This window comes from Demequina sp. (assembly GCA_024707205.1).
GTDB lineage: Bacteria > Actinomycetota > Actinomycetes > Actinomycetales > Demequinaceae > Demequina.
Genome location: JANQAD010000001.1, coordinates 1,629,240 through 1,646,143 on the forward strand (window position 1 = coordinate 1,629,240; position 16,904 = coordinate 1,646,143).

Here is a 16,904-nt window from a genome sequence, read left to right on the forward strand (position 1 = left end):
TTTCGGTTGTCAGATCTTGTGATGTCACAGTGCCTCCCTCATCGGGACTCTCCCCAGCGAAGCACTTCGCTGAGCTTGTTGCGGCGGTGCGCGAGCACCTCGACGGCAACCGCGAAGAACAGCAGCACGAGGATGCCGCCTCCCACGATTGCGAGGAACGTCCAGTTTGCGGTCAGCGGCGGGTCGCTCAGGCCGCCGGACAGCAGCTTGAGCCCGAGCGTGTCGGCCAGGAGCCACATGATGCCGACGCCTGCGATGGCACCACCGAACACCGCGGACAGGGTCAGGGGAGCGAGCTCCGAGAGTGCGAGCCACCAGCCGTAACCGGTGCCCATGCCCTGGGTGCGCAGCATCGACAGCGCGCGGCCACGCTCGCGAACCCCGCGCAGCACGGTCACGAGGAGCGCGACTGCGGCGAGCAGGCCAACGGCGATGACCGCGATGAAGATCGCGCGCTCCACCCCGCCGATCAGGGCGGAGTCCTGCATTGACGTGAGCCACGCATCCCGCGTGGTCACGCTGCTCTGGTCGATCCCGGCGAGGTTGGTGACGGCCTCGGCCGCGCCATCGCCGGAGACGAGGGCCACGTTGGTGAGCACGGGCTCGTCGAACGAGCTCGCCAAGAGCTGTTCGAGCGGCATCATGAGGTACGGCGGACCCTCCGTCCAGCCGTCCGGGGTGACTGTTGCCACGCCAACGACGTCGAACGGCACGTAGACGCGCCCAACATAGACGGTTGAGGTGTCGTGAACGTCGACGTCGATGATCGACTGCGAGGCCAGCGCCGGGATCTCATCGCCTGGTGCCACGGTTCCGGCCTCGTCGTACATCTTCTGCAGCGAGGAGACATCCTCCACCCCCGACATCCGCAGGATCTCTGGGTAGTTCTTGTCCATCGCAATGAGGTTGCCGTCCGCGTACTCGGAGCCGAGCAGGATCGTGGCCTCCTCCTTGATGAGGCCGCGAGAGACGACGAGGCCCTGCGCTTCGAGCGCCTGAGCCTGTTCCTCCGTCACCTCGGAGTCGATGCGGACGTCCGCGCCCACGCGCTCCCACGACGCCTGCTCCTGGCCGGCGTGGACGGTCGACACGAGCAGGCCTCCCGACACGGCGATCGCGATGGCGAGAGTCAGCCCAAGAAGGGGAAGCACGGGGATGCGCTCGCGCGACTTCGCGAGGGAGATCACACCCGCAACGCCGCGCGTGCGCTTGGCGAAGAACTGGATGACGGCCATCGGGATCGGGTAGACGCGCACCACGATGACCACGACCGCGAGCGCGATGAGCACGGGCGCCGCGGCGAGGAACGGGTCGATGCCGTGCGTGACGGTCTGGAGGACGCTCCGGCCGCGGAGGCTGACCACGGCCGCGACGGCGACGACGATCGTGAGCGCCTCGAGCGTGAGCCGGCGCGCACCGCGGGCCTTGGCCACTTTGGCGCGGTCCTGGCGGTTGGCCGCCTCGCGGCGACCGGTCCACATGCCGCGTGCCTGGAGCGAGCCGAGCACGGGGGAGCTCAACGCCGCGACGAGCGCGACCACCCGCAGCAGGCCGCTCGAGAGCTCCGCGTTTGGTGCGACAGCGACCGTCACCCCCATGCCGATGGCGAGGCCCACCGCAGTCACGAGCACCGACTCGAGCAGCAGGCGAAGACCGATCGCGGCCACGGATGCGCCGCGCGCGCGCTCGAGCGCCAGGTCGTTCTGCCGTCGCGTGAGCACGAGCGAGGCCATGAGCGCGATGACGACGGCGGCGACGGACACGACTCCCGCGATGATGACGGACATCTGCGCGAGCGCCGCCCGGGCGCGCGCCGGATACTCGGAGAGCGCCTCGTCGAGTCCGGTCTTGACGACGACATTCACGCCCTCGATGTCGTCTCCAGTGAGCTGCTTCGCGTCGGTGGACAGCCCCTTGACCTCCTTGGCGACCGATCCGGCGAGGCTCAACGTGAGCGCGTCTGGGTCGACCTGGATGCGCACGGTGCCCGCGAACGGGGTGCGGAGAGCGCTCGTCACGCCTTGGAACGTCTCCGCGGACACCATCACGGTGCCGCGGCGCAGGTTCACCCCGCCGCCACCTTCGGCGAGGGTGGGATCGGTGAACTCGGGGAAGTGCTCCCAGACCGCGGCGTCGGGGTCTTTGGGCTCCACGATCCCCACGATCTCGAGGATGAGGCTCTCGCCAACCGAGGTCGTCACCTGGACGCGGTTGCCGATCCCAAGGTCGAGAGCGTCGGCCACCTCCTGGCTGATGGCGATCTCGGTTGGCGGCACCACGGCGCCAGGGGCGGTCGAGTCCTGAGGGTTGGGGGGAGGGCCGGGCAGCTCGCCATCGACGAGGGTGACCTCCGCGTCGTCGGAGTACCCGAACTGGAAGACGTCTCCGACGCGGGGATCCTTGGTGAGGTCACCGCCATCCTTCTCCTGGGCGGCAATCGCCTCCGGCGTCGCTGACCAGCCCAAGGGCACCCCGGATGACAGGACCCACGAGTCAAAGTCCTTGACCACCGACTTGGTGTGCGGCGGAAGGTTGTCCACGACCGTCTGGCCGAGCCCAGCGAAGGCCTCCACGGGGACGCCGCGAATCGAGCTGACGTTGTCGCCGCCCGGGTTGCCGACCGGCACCGTGACGTATATGTCTGCTGAGGGTCCTGCCGCCGTCACCGCGTCCGCGGCGCCGTCGTCGATGGTGCGGCTGACCAGCTCCGGTCCCGCGAGGGCGAGCACGGTCGCGAGCGCGACGATGAGCGCGGAGCTGACGACGAGCCAGCGGTCGCGCCACATTCGGCGGCGAACCAGCAGACCGAGCCCGCCGAGCAGTCCGTTACCGCCGCTCGGTGGTCCGGCCGCGGGCGCTACGTCGATCATCATGGAGTCGCTCATCGCTCATCTCCAAGCCGCAGCATCTCGGCGGGCTTGATGCGCCGCAGCATCAGGCTGACGATGACGACGGACACCGCGAGGACCACCGCGACCTCGAGCGCGAGCAGTCCGACGGCGTCCCACGGGATCGCCACGACGACGGCTGGGAGCGGGGGCTTTCCGTCGGGTCCAACCGACACCAGCGGGGCTACCAGGTACGACAGCGCGATGCCGAGGCCCACACCGAACAGCAGGCCGAGGAACGACAGCAGCGCGTTCTCGGTGGCGACGATCCGCAGCAACTGCGCCCGCAACACGCCGATGGCGCGCATCTGCGCGAGCTCGATCTCCCTCGCGCGCACGGTCACGATCGCGTGGACGGCGAAGCCGAGAGCGGCGAGCACGACGGCGGCGCCGGTAACGAGCCACAGCGCGGCGATGATCGCGACGCGCAGCGGATCCGTCTTGAGTTCCGCCGCGAGTCCGGCCTGCGTGGTCACGGTCGCGCCCTCCGGCGCGTCCGCGATATACGCCGCGGGGTCCGTGTCGCCCAAGTCCGTCCACCACTCGCTCGGCGTGATCACGTTGCCTCCCGACTGGATCACCGCCACCTGGAGGTCCGCGATGTTGGCGACGATCGCGGCCTTGCCGAGCGTGTCGCCCGCGAGCGCCGGAACGCGATCGGCGATGTACGCGGACACGCGCGTGTTCTCCACCTCGAACGTGACATCGGTGTCCGGCTCGAGGTTCGAGTCGTTGAGCGCCGTGCCGTTCGCGACGACCCGCACGGGGGTCGCGCGCTCCGCGGCGGTCAGCACGAGCCCAACCGGCGCCCGCACCACGGAGCTCGACGTCGTGATGACGCGCATGTGAATCTGGTCGCCGTCGGGCTGGAGCGTGTCCACGCCGACCCCGTTGTTGCTCGCCGTCCAGTCGAGCTGCGCCGGGACGTCGAGCGCCGTCGAGTCCTCGACGCTCGGGACGCCCGGAACGGGCACCACGAGCGTGGGCGTCACGGCGGAGAGGTTGTCGATGGAGACCACGAACGCGAGCGGCTGGGTGTCGTCGATGACGGCTCCCTCGCCCCCGTCGAGCGAAATCCACGTGGCCTGCACGGCAACGAGGTACATCGGCTCGGAGTAGTTATCAAGATCCGCCGATGTGGCGACGGTGCCCGCGAGGTGGTGCTCCTCGCCGTCGAGCTTGATCTGGCCCATGGGGATGGTCTGGTAGTCGCCGTGGTCGTTGCGGATCACAGCGCGCAGCACGAGCTGCACGTCGCCGACGTTCTGTGAGGTCCGCGCGACCACGTCCATGGTCAGCTGCTGCGGCTTGCCCGGGATCTCGATCGGGTCGGTCTCCGCGGGGGCGTCGCCGCCCAGCGTCGAGGGCACGCGCGCTCCTGCGATCTCGTTGAGCCGGCCAACGCCGTACGTCTTGAGGCCCGCGTTGTCCGTGGCCACGAGCGTGACCGCCGCGCCCTGGAAGTCGTCTCGCCGGAATCCCTCTGGCGTCTGGCCCAGTTTCGCCGGTTCGTTGACTACGGCCGACGCTGTGGCCGGGTCGTCGCCGATCTGCACTTGGGAGCGCTCGCCGAGCCACGGCCCGTCAACATGGGTCACGATCGCGTCCGGCGGGTGGCGGTACAGCGCCTGGTCGTCCTGGGATTGGTGCCAGGTGCCCAGGAAGGTGACGGCGAAGGTGCCGATCGACACCGCGAGGGTGAGCAGCAGGATGGCAGAGATCGCTCTCGCCGAGCGGCGGCCGACCTCCCACGCGGCGAGCGGCATCACGGCCTTGCGACCCCTCGCGGCCACCGCCTCGAGAACCTTTGAGGCAGGCGGGATGAGCCTCACGGCCACGAGCGCACCCGCGAGCAGCGCGAGCGCCGGGCCCGCGGCGAGCAGCGGGTCCACCTTCGCCACGCCGCCGCCGGCAAGAACGGGGGAGCGATAGTTCTTGAGCTGCCAGTACGCGAGCGCTGCCAAGGCGAGAACCGCGATGTCGAGCCCAGAGCGCTGGAAAGCCGCGCGTCGGCCGGGCCGTGAGCGGGCCTGTTCCGCGTCGACGAATGTGCCTTGGCGCCGCATGAGCGGGGCGACGAGCACGGTGATCAGGATCACGCCGACGATGCCGGCGACCACCCAGGTGCGCGGTGGAATACCAGGGTCCACGTCCATGCCGGCGTCCTGCATAACCGGTGTCTGCGCGAGGCCGAGATAGGTGAGGCGGGCGAGAGGGGCGGCGACGAGGGTCGTGATCGCGCCCAGCACCACGGCCTCGATGAGTCCCAAGCGGAACAGCTGCCTTCCGGAGCCGCCACGCGCGACCATCAGGTGCTGCTCGGCGTAGCGGCGCTCGGCCATGAGCCGCGCCGTCTGGCTAAGAGCTGCGATGGCGAGCACCAGGAGGAGCAGGCCCGTCACGAGGACGCTCGACCGGGTGACCGCGAGCGAGCCGGCGACCCCGCCAAGCGTGGTGTCGAGGTTCGATGAGACAGCCACAGAGTCCGCCGCGTCCCCGATGTTGCGAACCGTCTTGGTCTCGAGGCCGTCGGTCCGTGCGAGCACCTCGCTTACCTCGCTGAGCGAGGTCGCAGAGAAGTCGGGCGTGTAGGTGACGGCGACCTGGTCGAGCGGCGCCGTCTCGACGTCTTCGTGGGTCGTGAAGAGCGGTCCGTACCCGTCCGTGGTCACGCGGCCTGCGGTGAACGGGACGATCGTGCTCGGGTTGTGGGTGGCGCCGAGGTAGCGGTCGAACTGCCACGCCGGGTCCTCGATGTCGGCGACCGTGTAGGTGCCGACGATGAGGTAGTCGTGCAGGTCCTCTGACGTCGAGTAGGGGGCGAGGGTGACGGTGTCGCCCACCTTCGCGTCGATGTCATACAGCAGCGAGGGCGGGACGAGCACCTGGACCGGACCGCCGTTGGCGGGCTCGGGCGCCCTTCCCGTCCGAATGGTGACGAGGTCCTCAAGCGTGTCCGCGTAGCCGAGGTATGCGAAGGCGATGGGGCGGTCCTCGCGCGGGACTGCGAGATAGGCGCCTTGGGCGTGAACGGTGCGCGAGTACGGGACGTCGCCGAACACGCCCTCCGCGGTCTCGTCCGTGCCCTCCAGGATGTCGTCGAGGCTGCCGTTCGGCACCACGGTGATGCTGAGCGACATGTCCTCGGGCGCGGCGTCCATGAGGGCGGCGCGGGCGGCGAAGGTCTCGGTCGCGGCGGACAGGAGATAGAGGGTCGCGAGCAGAGTGGCGGCGAGGATGGACACCGCGAGGACCACCGCGAGAAAGGCCCATTGAATGCGTGAGCGCCGTGCAGCAAGGCGAACTCGCCAGGGTCTCACGCGCTCAACACTCCTTCGCGTTGCGGCTGCGACCCGGAGGGGCCGCGCGGAGTTCCATCCTCGCGTGCCCCGAAGGAGCTTCCGACCCTCCGGCTGGGCCGTTATCGAATCGTTATGCTAGCGCGCCAACCAGTCGTCGGCGGAGTCGAGCTCCTGCGCCAGCCCCTTGACCACGGCCTCGACGACGACCTTCTCGACCATCCCGCCCACGAGCGGAATGGACACCTTCACCTCGCCGGTGGCGAGGAACTCCGTGGTGTCTCCGTACGGCGCGAGTCCCACCGCTCCCGCCGCATGCCCGGGCGCTCCCTGAATCTCCACCGCGAACGTGCCGACCCTGTCGGCGCCAGACGGGGCTCCCACACTTCCGTGTAGCGCACGTGAAGGTCGCGGCCAACGAAGGAGCGGAACTCGGCGGGGATGGTCTCGGAGGCGACGACGCGCCTGATCGACACCGTGAAGGCGCCGTCCGCGGTGCCGTCGACCCATGACTCACCGTCTCCGGTGCCGATCCCCGCCGAACGCTGCGCAACGAACTCCGGATCGGCGAACATCCCCACCACCCGGTCAAGACTTGCGGCGAATACATGCCGATGTGTGAACTGCATTGCACCTCCCGCGCCAGGCTACCCTGCGCGGCGCTTTACGCTTAAGGGGTGGCCACCCTGCGAGAGACCGCCGAACGATACGGGCCCCTCACAGATGAGGAGGCCGAGTGGCTTGCGTCGCTGGTCGCGGACTGGCAGATCGTCGCCGACCTTTCCTTCGCTGACCTCATCCTGTGGCGCTCCGTGGACGAGGGCTTCGTCGCCGTAGCGCAGTGCCGTCCCTCAACTGGACCCACCGTCCACCTTGACGATGTCGTGGGCTCAACCGCAGCGTCGGGCCGTATCGCCCACCTGCAGCGGGCGCTCGACGAGGGCGGAATCGTCGCCTCGCGGGAGCCGCGCTGGGACGAGACGTACGCCGTCAGGGAGGACGCGCTGCCCGTGGTGATGAACGGGCGCCCCATCGCGGTACTGACGCGAGAGGTGTCGCAGGCCGTGTCGCGCTCGTCGAGCAGGCTCGAGCTCAACTACAAGGGCGCCGCGGACGACATCCTGCGGATGATCACGCGCGGCGAGTACCCCATGCATACCTCGGTCACGGGGCCGCGGCGGGGCGCGCCGCGCGTGGGCGACGGCGTGCTGCGGCTCGACGCCTCGGGCCACGTGGCGTATGCCTCGCCGAACGCGCTGTCCTGCTTCCACCGGCTCGGCGTGCACGGCTCGCTCATGAACCGATCGCTGCCGCAGGTGACGAGCGAACTCGTCACGGACAAGGGACTCGTCAACGAGACGCTCGCCATGGTGGTGATGGGACGCGCGGCGTGGCGCACCGACCTCGAGGCGAACGGCGCCTGCCTGTCCCTGAGGGCGCTGCCCGTGCTGGACCGCGGGGCCCGCGTTGGCGCGCTGCTGCTATGCCGCGACGTGACGGAGCTGCGCCGCCGCGAGCGCGAGCTCATCACCAAGGACGCGACGATTCGCGAGATCCACCACCGCGTCAAGAACAACCTGCAGACGGTCGCGGCGCTGCTGAGGCTGCAGTCGCGGCGCGTGGAGGCCCCGGAGGCGAAGGAGGCGCTCGCGGAGGCGATGCGCCGCGTCTCCACCATCGCCCTGGTCCACGAGACGCTCTCGGGGACGCTCGATGAGCTCGTCAACTTCGATGACCTCGCGGCGCGGGCGATGCGGATGGCCGCGGAGGTCGCCTCGCCTGGCGTGCAGGTGCAGATTGTGCGTGAGGGCGACTTTGGGCTGATCCCCGCCCAATACGCGTCAAGCCTCGCTCTCGTCATGACCGAGCTCATCACCAACGCCGTTGAGCACGGCTTCGAGGGTCGCGAGCGAGGCACCATCACGGTGACCGCTCGGCGCGACGGCGACCAGGTGCACGTCACGATCGCCGACGACGGGGTGGGGCTCACGCACGAGCCGACGGGCCTTGGCTCGTCGATTGTGCGCACGCTCGTGGAGAACGAGCTTGGCGGTCAGATCACGTGGGCGGGAGCGCCGACGGGGTCGACAGTGGAGCTGTCGGCGCACGTCAGCGACGGGCGCTAGGCCGGGGTCATCCTGCGCGAAGTCGCAGGACCTCGCCTACTTGGCGGCGCGGCGAGCCCGGGCGGCGCGGCGCTTGAGAGAGCGGCGCTCGTCCTCGGAAAGGCCACCCCACACACCAGAGTCCTGGTTGTGCTCCATGGCCCACTGCAGGCAGGTCTCGCGGACGCTGCAGGAGTTGCAGACGGCCTTGGCCCGCTCAATCTGCACGAGCGCAGGCCCCGTATTACCGACCGGGAAGAACAGTTCGGGGTCGTCAACGTCAAGGCAAGCAGCGCGGTCGCGCCAATCCATGGGGTCTCCTTAGGAGATTGAGCAAGGCGCGGCACAGCCAGGGCCGGTCAGACTGGGGCTGCGTTCGCGCACTCGCGATTGCACTTCATCTAGGTTCTCACAGGTTACGAACGTGTGACAAGGGTTCTCTTTTGTGTGTTGTCTCACAAGTCGCACTCGGTATGTTTAACGCTGTGCCCGGCCAATTTGCTCCCCGATCGGCCGCGCGGACGGTTGCCGCGGCCGTCGTGGCCGTTGAGTGCGGTGTCATCGCGCTTGGGGCGCTCGCGTACGTGGCGCTCGGCATAGTCGGTGACGACTCCGGCACGCAGGCTTCCCTCGCGCTAGCGGGGGTCGGCGCGCTTGCCGCGGCGGGCCTGTTCGTTCTGGCGAGAGGGCTGTGGCATGCCCGACGCTGGGCCGTCTCTCCCTCCATCACCTGGCAGCTTCTCCAAGGGTTTGTTGGCGCGTACCTCATCACGGCGGGCCAGCCGGCGTACGGTGCGGCCGCGCTTGGGGTCGCGGTGATTGGCCTCGTTGCGCTCATGGCCCTCGCCCGCGGTGCGGGCTCAGCCGGGCAGGACCTGGACGGCGAGCGCGGCGCCGTCGACGATCGCGACGCACCGTAGCCGCACCGGCGCGGGCTCGATGAGCCCAATCGCGCGGTCCCCTACTCACCTCCCGCAGGGTCTTCGCCGTGGGCTTGACGCACACGACGGTCCGGGGGTCGGCTGACCGGGCATGCCGAGCGCGAACCCGGTGTCTGCGATCAGGGGCTCGTGCCCGCTCGCCATCGCCACCCTGCGGGCCACGATGTCGCGCTCGTCGCCGGGCGGGCCGATCACCGCGGCCGGCGCCTGAGGCAACACGATGGGGCGCGCCTGATCACCCCCGATCCCCAGCGCCGCCTGCGGGAGCGGTCCCGCGACTGATTCAGGCAGTTCCTCTACCGGCGCGGTTGGCGTGAAGGGAGCGGGCACCGAGAGCTGGGTCTCCGCCCATCCGTCTGCCCTGCGTACGCGAGCGCGACCGGCCGCCCGGGGGATCCCGCGAAGCTCGCTCGGCACGCCCCATGCGGCGTCGTCCTCAACCGGCAGTCCGGTGAGGATTGCCACGAGCCCCGCGCCCGCGACGAGGCGGTGGTTGGCCCACGCGGGCGGCACGACGAGGGCGGCGGCCCCGCGGCGCAGACACGCGAGGAGCAGGTCGATTGCCTCCGGCTCCGCCGTCGACGCGGCCGCGAGGGTCCGTTCTGCGTCGTCGAGTAGTACGAGCGCACGTGGCTGATCGGCCGCGAGGGCGAGCGTCCTGGCCGCACGGCGCGGGTCCGGCGGAACCCACATGGGTGTGAAGCCGCCCTCCGCCGCACGCGCGGCCACGGCGAGCAGCACGGCCGTTCGCCCGGAACGGGGTGGGCCGGCGATGACGAGCGGGCCGGCCGCCGGGTCCCACGTCACCGACTCGCGAGCGCGCCGCTCGGGGAGATCCGCCACGCCGAGGACGAAGCCCTCGCCGGCCGAGGGCGCTAGGCGCTCCGGGAGTGGTGGCAGCCACAGGGCGGCCGTCTTGGCCGCTCCGGGAGACCCGGAGTGACGCCGCGCCGCGGCATCGACCAACTGCAGCCCCCGTGACGCCCCGGCCTCGGCCAGCCGCACGGAGGGCGGCGGTTCCGCTGAAGGCAGCGCAACCTGAACTGAGTCGGGAGGGCCAGCGCCGCGCGATAGCACCGCTCGCCCTGGCAGCGAGGGAGGGATCGCGGCGGCCACAGGTGAACCGACGAGGTCGCGGGACTCCGCCTCGGTGGCAGTCCTCAGGGCGAGGGTCGTCGAGATATTCGCCCGCACGTCCGCGCTCACCGCGCCCGCCGGTCGCTGAGTCGCGAGCACCAGGTGGATCCCGAGCGAGCGTCCCTGGGCCGCGAGCCGGGTGAGATGCGGCATGAAGTCCCTGTCGATCGCCGCCATTTCCTGAAACTCGTCGATCACCACCACGAGCCGGGGCGGTGGCGAGGCCCACTCCTCATAGGAGCGCACGCCCGCACCTGCGGCGGCCCGCTTGCGGTCGCCGAGCTCGGCCGCGAGCGCGAGCAGGCAACGCCGCGCGAGGTGCGGCTCGAGGTCGGTCAGCACGGACGTCACGTGAGGCAGCGCGGCGCACGGGCCAAGGCCCGCCCCGCCCTTGAAGTCGATGAGGGCGAACGTGACGGCCGCGGGGGAGTGGTCGTGAGCGAGCGAGCCGATGATGGTCCGCAGCGCCTCCGACTTTCCTGAGCCGGTGGTGCCCGCGACGAGGATGTGCGGGCCGTCGGCGACGAGGTCGAGGCTCACGGGCCCGTGCTCGCCAACGCCGAGCCGCGCCCTGAGCCCTCCGGGCGGAGGCGCGGGAAGCTCCGCCCACGTCACGGTGGCGGGGATCGCGGCGTCGGCCGCGGAGCTCGCGATGCGTCGGGCGGCGGCGTCGGCGAGTTCGGCGCTCACCAAGGGCAGCGGAGCGGACACGGTGGCGCCATGGGCGGTCATCACGAGCCGCCCGGCCCGTTCCGCGAACACCACCTCGGCCCACGAGGGCGGCTCCTCGCCGTCGGCGATCCACCGCACCTCCCGCTGCGAGTCGGGCAGGTGCGCCATCCACTCCTCCCATTGGGGTGAGCCGCGAGGCGGACGGCCCGTCGCGAGCGTGACCGCCCGCATGAGCCCGCGCGGCCCGATCACGCACGCGGGGCCGTCCGGGAGCGGACCAAGCGCGAGCGTGCCCGTGACGTCGAGCAAGGGCGGGACCGGCGCACGACGCCTTCCGCGCAGCAGCGACACGCCCACGGCAACCCCGGGCACCGCGAGCGCGACGAGCGCGAGCGGCCAGTGACCCGTCGCGACCGCGAAGATGGCCATCGATGCCCCGCCCGTGAGCCACGTGGCCGCTCCGCGCAGCGCGGGCAGGCGGGTCTCGGTTGCCGCCTCGCCCGCGAGTGGGTCGCGCAGCACGATCGCGGTGGCGCCGAGCTCAAGAAGCTTCCCCGGCGCGATGGCCGCGCGGCCGCGAACGCGCGCCCCGCCCACCCTGATGCCGTTGCGCGAGCCGCCGTCGTGCACCCGCGAGCCCGCGAGGCGCGCATGATCCTCACTGACCGTGACGTCCGTGAGCCGCAGGGTCGCCTGCTCGCCCCGCCCGATGCTCAGCCCCTCGCTCACCGTCGCGATCGCCCCCGCGTCCGGCCCGCCAACCACGGCGAGGTGGGCGCCCGGCCGGGGACGAGCGTCGGGCCCAGGGGCGCGCGTGAGGCGAGCGAACGCGACAAGGGGAGCGAGGCCCGCCGCGTGGTCCGGCATCAGCCGGGCGGGGCCGCACCAGGGCCGCTCGGGCAACTCGACCCCGACTGCGCGCGCGAAGGCGACGACCTCGCTCACGGGCGCGCCGTGCCTCACCTCAAGCTCGAGCCCCTCCGCCATGATCCGCACCCGCCAAGCATGGCGAGCGCGGCCCGACGCTGGGGCGGCCCTGTGGATAACGGCTAGTTGGACTTGGGCGAGATCGAGATCTGGCGAGCCGTTGCCACGCGACCCTCGGAGTCCGCGACGGAGTAGAAGGCGCTCACGCCCACCGGGCCGTCCGCGGGCGTGAAGGTCACCTTCCCGTCGACGACGGCGAATGTGCCCTTGTCCGTGGCCAGCTCCTGCTGCACGCCCGCCGTGTCGGGATCCAGGTCGATGCTCGCCACATCGAAGGTGGCCGGGGCGTACACCTTGTCGTTCGCGAGGATGTCGATCGTGGCGCTGCCGTCCGCAGCGGCGAACGCAAAGTCGTTCTCCGCGATGGGCCCGAACTCGCTGAAGTCCACTCCCTGGCCAACGTGCAGCGACCAGTTCGAGACGAGGTCGCATGACGGCCCCGGGCACTTCTGCGTGAACCCGACGCCGTCGGGCGGCTGGGCGATCGACGACGCGGGCTGCATCACCCAGAAGTGCGATCCGTCGCCGCCCGCGTCGTAGAAGTGGGTGAGCCAGTCATCGAAGACGAGCATGCGGTTGTCGAGGTCAACCCACCCGTACTCGCCGATGTAGTACGGCTTGTTGGCGTCCGCGGCGATCGCGCCCTGCGTGTCGATCCACCACGAGCCCCAGTCCTGCCAGTCGCTCGTCGGCTCGGTCGGCTCCCAGTGGTACGGGTAGATGTGGATGCCGTGGATGTCGATGTCCTCGAGCGCGAGTAGGGCGACGGGGTCCGCGCTCTGCGTGCAGTTGGTGAGCCAGTCGCTGCCGCCCGGGTCCGTGCACAGGAAGCCCTCGCCGCCGAAGCCGATGAGGTGGTTGGGGTCCGCCGACTTCACGTACTGCGACATCTCGTCGGCCCACGTCACGAGCATGTCTGAGCCGCAATCCGGGCTCGAAGGGTAGGGGCCGCTGCTCGAGCAGCGCAGCTCGTTGCCGAGCTCCCAGGCCAGGATCGTGGGATCGTCCTTGTACTTGACGCCGGTGATGGTGTTGGTGCGGTTGAGCAGGTGCGTCACCCAGTCCTTGTACCAGCCTTTGATCGTGTCGTTGGTGAAGAAGTCGTCGTGGTACTGCCCGCCGCCCACCGCACGTACTGGTCGATTCCCCCGAACGCTGTCCAGTTGTTGACGAGCGGCATCACGAGGCGGATGCCGTCCTTCTGCGCGGCCGCGACCACCGCGTCGAGGTGTTCGAGTCCCGTTTCGCCGTCGTTGAATGCGGGAGCGTTGGCCTCGGTGTCCCAGTAGTGGAAGTAGATGCTGCGGTTGTTGATCTCGACGTTCCCGTCGCCGTCCGCGGTGCCCTGGTCCCAGAAGCCCCACGTGCGCAGGACCGTCAGGTTCGACTCCTTTGCGGTCTTCATGTACACCGCGAGCGACGGCGGGGCCTCGAACATCAGCGTGTACGCGTTCGCGCCCGCGTAGCGGAATTGCTCACCGTCGAGCATGAGGTCCTGGCCGTCCGCGGTGACGAAGCTCGCCGGCTTAGCGCTGGGGCTGGCCGACGGCGTTGCCGAGGGGCTCTCAGAAGTTTGGGGGGCGGTGTCGTCGCCTTTGATGAACAGGCCGTCGGCGAGGGCGCCGACGGCGAGCAGCGCCCCGATGACGAGCAGAACCGTTCCGACTCGTCGCACCCCACGGTGTTCGTCAGACATCGCCACCTCGCTCTGTGCGGGCCCCGGTGCCCGCTTGCGCGCCATTCTAGGGGTCTACGCGAATCGTTTTGTGTGGCGCTGTGTCAGGGCGCGATGGGGGAGAGCGAGCCGTCGTCGTTGACGAGGCCCGCGTACCACTCGTAGTCCCTGTCGAAGTAGGTGTGCGGGATTCCCTGGAGTTGGTAGCCGGCCTGCCTGACGACAGACGAGACGACGATCTGGGGGTCCTCGTCCCACGCGAACCAGCTGGTGTCGCGGGTCAGCACCACCGGCGTCTCGCCGAAGATCTCCTTGATCTGGGCGAGCGACTTCTGCGTTGGCTCGCTCAGCGCGAGGACAACGGGCTCATCGCACATCACGCGCAGAGATCCGAAGTGAGACGCGGTGCCGGCGAGCACGATCGGGTGGCCGGGGGCGACGTCGCACAGCTCCTCGAGTTGGGAGAGCGACCCGCCCATCTCGCGCACCACCAGGGGGTTGCGCCGCGAATCCAGTAGTTCACCGAGGGGTCGACGATGATCCACGACGCTATGGGCAGGAGCGCGGTCACGCACACCGCCCAGGTGATGGCGAGGCGTCGACGCCGTGGCTCGGCGATTCGCTTGGCGAGCCAGATCGCGGCGAGAGTCGCGGCCATCGCGAACGCGGGGATCGTCATCGGCTCGAAGCGGCGAATGGCCCATACCTGGTCGGGGACGATCTCCGGCTTCCAGAAGTACAGCAGCGAAGGCGCGAGGGTCGCGCCGAGGAAGATCGCCCACTCCCCGCGGCCCTTCACGGCCCGATAGGTGGCCAGGCCCAGCCCCAGGAAGGCGAGCAGCACGATCGGCCACGTGAGGTAGTAGCTCACCCAGGACACGGTCGATTCGGCGTAGGTGCGCGTGGGGTCGATCGGCAAGCCCTGGGACTGCTGGAAGGACTGCACCACCGAGTTGGTGAAGATGTCCACGGGGTCCGTGGTGCCGCGGTGAACCGTGGTCCACAGCGGTCTCGAGGCGAGGACGAGCATGGCGAACACCATCACGCCCCCGAGCGCCTTCGCGCCGGTTTCGTCGATCGCCTTGAGCGGGGCCGAGAGCACCCGGTCCGCCTTGAGCGGCGCTATCCACGCGACGACCCACACCAGGAGGATGCCGGCGAGGAGGGTATAGATGTGGATGAGCGAGTGGGTCTGCTCTCCGAGGCGATCGGCATACGCCTTGCTCCAGTGCCACAGCGACCAGTAGCCAAAGGCGACCGCCGCGGCCTGAATACCCACCGCGAGAACGGCCGTGCGCACGCGCCAGGCCCTCCCAGCGTCGGACAGCGCCAAGGCGACCACGATGCCAACGAGAGCCCCCGCCGCAAAGAGGGCGCCATCGATGCGAATGAGCGTCGTCGCCCCCGTCACGAGAGCGCCCGCGACGACGAGGGGCGCCGCGCGCTCCCGGAGACCCCGCCAGGCCCACAGCACGCCCGCGATCACGAGCAGCTCGGTGAGGGGCTCCGAGTAGGCGGAGCGGGACAGCGCGATGTGGGCCACCGTGAGGCCGAACGCGGCCATGGGGGCGAGGGCGACGCGGGGGCCGAGGAAGTGGCGGCTGAGCGCGTAGACGGCGAGCAGGCCTACGGCGCCGATCACGATGTTCGCGCCGAGCACCCCCAGATTCCGCCGACCCATCCGCCCATCGCGATCGTCGCGGGAAGCATCTTGGCTCCCTGCGGCTGGATCATGTCCCCGTTGAGGTTCCAGGCCTGAGAGGCGTCGGCGAGCAGATTCGTCTGGACGGCGGCCGCTTGGTCCGCGCCGAGCACGGGGATGTCGGTTGACGGGTGATCGGTGAGCCAGACGCCGGACAGCGTCAGGAAGCCGGGGTCGCGGACGACGATGAGGTACTCGGACGTGAGCACCCAGTTGAGGACGGTCCAGGCGGCCGCGGCGCCGAGTGCCAACGCGGCGCCGTTGACGTCGGCGCGAGTGACACGGGGCCGGAACGCACGCCACGTGGCCGCGAGCAGCAGCGCGGCCAGTGGCAGCGCCGTCCATGGCCGGAACTGGCCAAAGCTCACCGTGATGCCGGCCGCGAGGGCGAGGGCGACGGCGACGTGCACAATGCGCTCCGGCGCGGCAGCGATCCACACGCGCTCGCGAGTGGGAACGCGCGCCGCAACTTCAGTCACGCTCGCAGAGCCTACCCGGGCGGTGGTCGCGTCCTGGGTCGCGTCCAGCGGAACGCGTCGGATGCCGTCCGGCCACGGCTGGCGCAGCGTCGGCTCTGCGGTACGCACATGAGCGTCGCCCGCAGGCCCCTGTGTCATCCGGTACGCACATGAGCGTCGGAAACACGACCAATTCCGACGCTCATGTGCGTACAGGCACATGGCGGCCGAAAATTCCGACGCTCATGTGCGTACGGGAGGGGTGGACGATGGGCTGGCCTCGCTGGAAGTCACGCCGGACTCGCTGCGGGCGCGCGAGCGCTCGGTCCGGCAAAGTCGGCGGGCACGGGTATCGTGGGCCCATGACCAGAATTGTCTTGGTCGAAGATGACCCGACCATTTCAGAACCCTTGACCCGCGCTTTGGGCAGGGAGGGCTACGACGTCGAGTGGCACGGCACCGGACTAGGCGGTGTCGAGGCCGCCGACTCCGCGGACCTGCTGATCCTTGACCTCGGGCTTCCCGACATCGACGGTGTTGACGTGGCTCGCCGCGTGAGGGACAAGGGACTCCTTGTGCCCATCCTCATGCTCACGGCGCGCGCGGACGAGGTTGACCTCGTCGTGGGGCTCGATGCGGGCGCCGACGACTACGTGACCAAGCCGTTCCGCCTCGCCGAGCTGCTGGCGCGCGTCCGCGCGCTACTTCGCCGCCGCACGGGCGCCGACGGCCACGGCGACGTCGAGGTTGGCGGCGTGCGCGTTGACGTCGCAGGCCACAGGGCGTTCGTCGACGGCAAGGAGCTGCAGCTGAGCGGCAAGGAGTTCGATCTCCTGCACGTGCTGGTGGCGAACGCCGGATCCGTCGTGTCTCGCGAGCAACTGATGCACGAGGTGTGGTCCGCAGAGCCGGGCGCCCCGTCGAAGACGCTCGACATGCACGTGTCGTGGCTGCGCAGAAAGCTCGGCGACGACGCGACCCAGCCCAGGTTCATCACCACGGTGCGCGGCATGGGCTTCCGCTTCGAGAACGACGACTGA

Annotated in this window: 13 protein-coding genes; 3 read left to right on the plus strand and 10 right to left on the minus strand. The window is 70.0% G+C overall.

The window, feature by feature from the left end:
• Window positions 1–38: 38 nt before the first annotated feature.
• The 3 genes from NVV57_08440 to NVV57_08450 all read right to left on the minus strand — a co-directional run bounded on the left by NVV57_08440 (window position 39) and on the right by NVV57_08450 (window position 6,571).
• Window positions 39–2,885: a hypothetical protein gene (locus NVV57_08440; GenBank protein ID MCR6712709.1), complete on the minus strand. Its 2,847-nt coding sequence runs from the start codon at window positions 2,883–2,885 to the stop codon at window positions 39–41.
• Window positions 2,882–6,208 carry an FtsX-like permease family protein gene (locus NVV57_08445; GenBank protein MCR6712710.1) on the minus strand — a complete coding sequence of 1,109 codons (3,327 nt, stop codon included), beginning with the start codon at window positions 6,206–6,208 and terminating at the stop codon, window positions 2,882–2,884. Before NVV57_08445 ends, NVV57_08440 begins: the two co-directional genes overlap by 4 nt.
• 117 nt (window positions 6,209–6,325) lie before the next feature.
• Window positions 6,326–6,571, minus strand: coding sequence for a DUF2505 domain-containing protein (locus NVV57_08450; protein MCR6712711.1), 246 nt, complete (start codon window positions 6,569–6,571; stop codon window positions 6,326–6,328).
• A 293-nt stretch (window positions 6,572–6,864) separates the two neighbouring features.
• Between NVV57_08450 and NVV57_08455 the strand changes: the two genes are divergently transcribed.
• Window positions 6,865–8,313: a PAS domain-containing sensor histidine kinase gene (locus NVV57_08455; protein ID MCR6712712.1), complete on the plus strand. Its 1,449-nt coding sequence runs from the start codon at window positions 6,865–6,867 to the stop codon at window positions 8,311–8,313.
• A 36-nt stretch (window positions 8,314–8,349) separates the two neighbouring features.
• On the opposite strand, the gene NVV57_08460 is transcribed toward NVV57_08455, so the two are convergent.
• A complete protein-coding gene (locus NVV57_08460; protein ID MCR6712713.1) occupies window positions 8,350–8,604 on the minus strand; it encodes a WhiB family transcriptional regulator in 255 nt (84 codons plus the stop codon).
• Between the two features lie 173 nt (window positions 8,605–8,777).
• On the opposite strand from NVV57_08460, the gene NVV57_08465 reads away from it, so the two are divergent.
• Window positions 8,778–9,212: a hypothetical protein gene (locus NVV57_08465; protein MCR6712714.1), complete on the plus strand. Its 435-nt coding sequence runs from the start codon at window positions 8,778–8,780 to the stop codon at window positions 9,210–9,212.
• A gap of 45 nt (window positions 9,213–9,257) precedes the next feature.
• Here the strand turns inward: NVV57_08465 and NVV57_08470 are convergent, their stop codons facing one another.
• From NVV57_08470 to NVV57_08495, 6 genes are all read right to left on the minus strand, one after another.
• Complete coding sequence (locus NVV57_08470; GenBank protein ID MCR6712715.1) at window positions 9,258–12,029, minus strand: FtsK/SpoIIIE domain-containing protein; 2,772 nt, start codon at window positions 12,027–12,029, stop codon at window positions 9,258–9,260.
• Window positions 12,030–12,091: 62 nt separating this feature from the next.
• Window positions 12,092–13,156 carry a cellulase family glycosylhydrolase gene (locus NVV57_08475; GenBank protein ID MCR6712716.1) on the minus strand — a complete coding sequence of 355 codons (1,065 nt, stop codon included), beginning with the start codon at window positions 13,154–13,156 and terminating at the stop codon, window positions 12,092–12,094.
• The gene (locus NVV57_08480; protein MCR6712717.1) at window positions 13,084–13,725 is read right to left on the minus strand and encodes a hypothetical protein; all 642 of its coding nucleotides are present in this window, start codon (window positions 13,723–13,725) and stop codon (window positions 13,084–13,086) included. Before NVV57_08480 ends, NVV57_08475 begins: the two co-directional genes overlap by 73 nt.
• Window positions 13,726–13,808: 83 nt before the next feature.
• On the minus strand, window positions 13,809–14,081 hold the full coding sequence (locus tag NVV57_08485; protein MCR6712718.1) for a hypothetical protein: 273 nt from the start codon (window positions 14,079–14,081) through the stop codon (window positions 13,809–13,811).
• On the minus strand, window positions 14,081–15,364 hold the full coding sequence (locus tag NVV57_08490; protein ID MCR6712719.1) for a hypothetical protein: 1,284 nt from the start codon (window positions 15,362–15,364) through the stop codon (window positions 14,081–14,083). Before NVV57_08490 ends, NVV57_08485 begins: the two co-directional genes overlap by 1 nt.
• On the minus strand, window positions 15,343–15,885 hold the full coding sequence (locus NVV57_08495) for a hypothetical protein (GenBank protein MCR6712720.1): 543 nt from the start codon (window positions 15,883–15,885) through the stop codon (window positions 15,343–15,345). Before NVV57_08495 ends, NVV57_08490 begins: the two co-directional genes overlap by 22 nt.
• Window positions 15,886–16,226: 341 nt before the next feature.
• On the opposite strand from NVV57_08495, the gene NVV57_08500 reads away from it, so the two are divergent.
• On the plus strand, window positions 16,227–16,904 hold the full coding sequence (locus NVV57_08500; GenBank protein MCR6712721.1) for a response regulator transcription factor: 678 nt from the start codon (window positions 16,227–16,229) through the stop codon (window positions 16,902–16,904).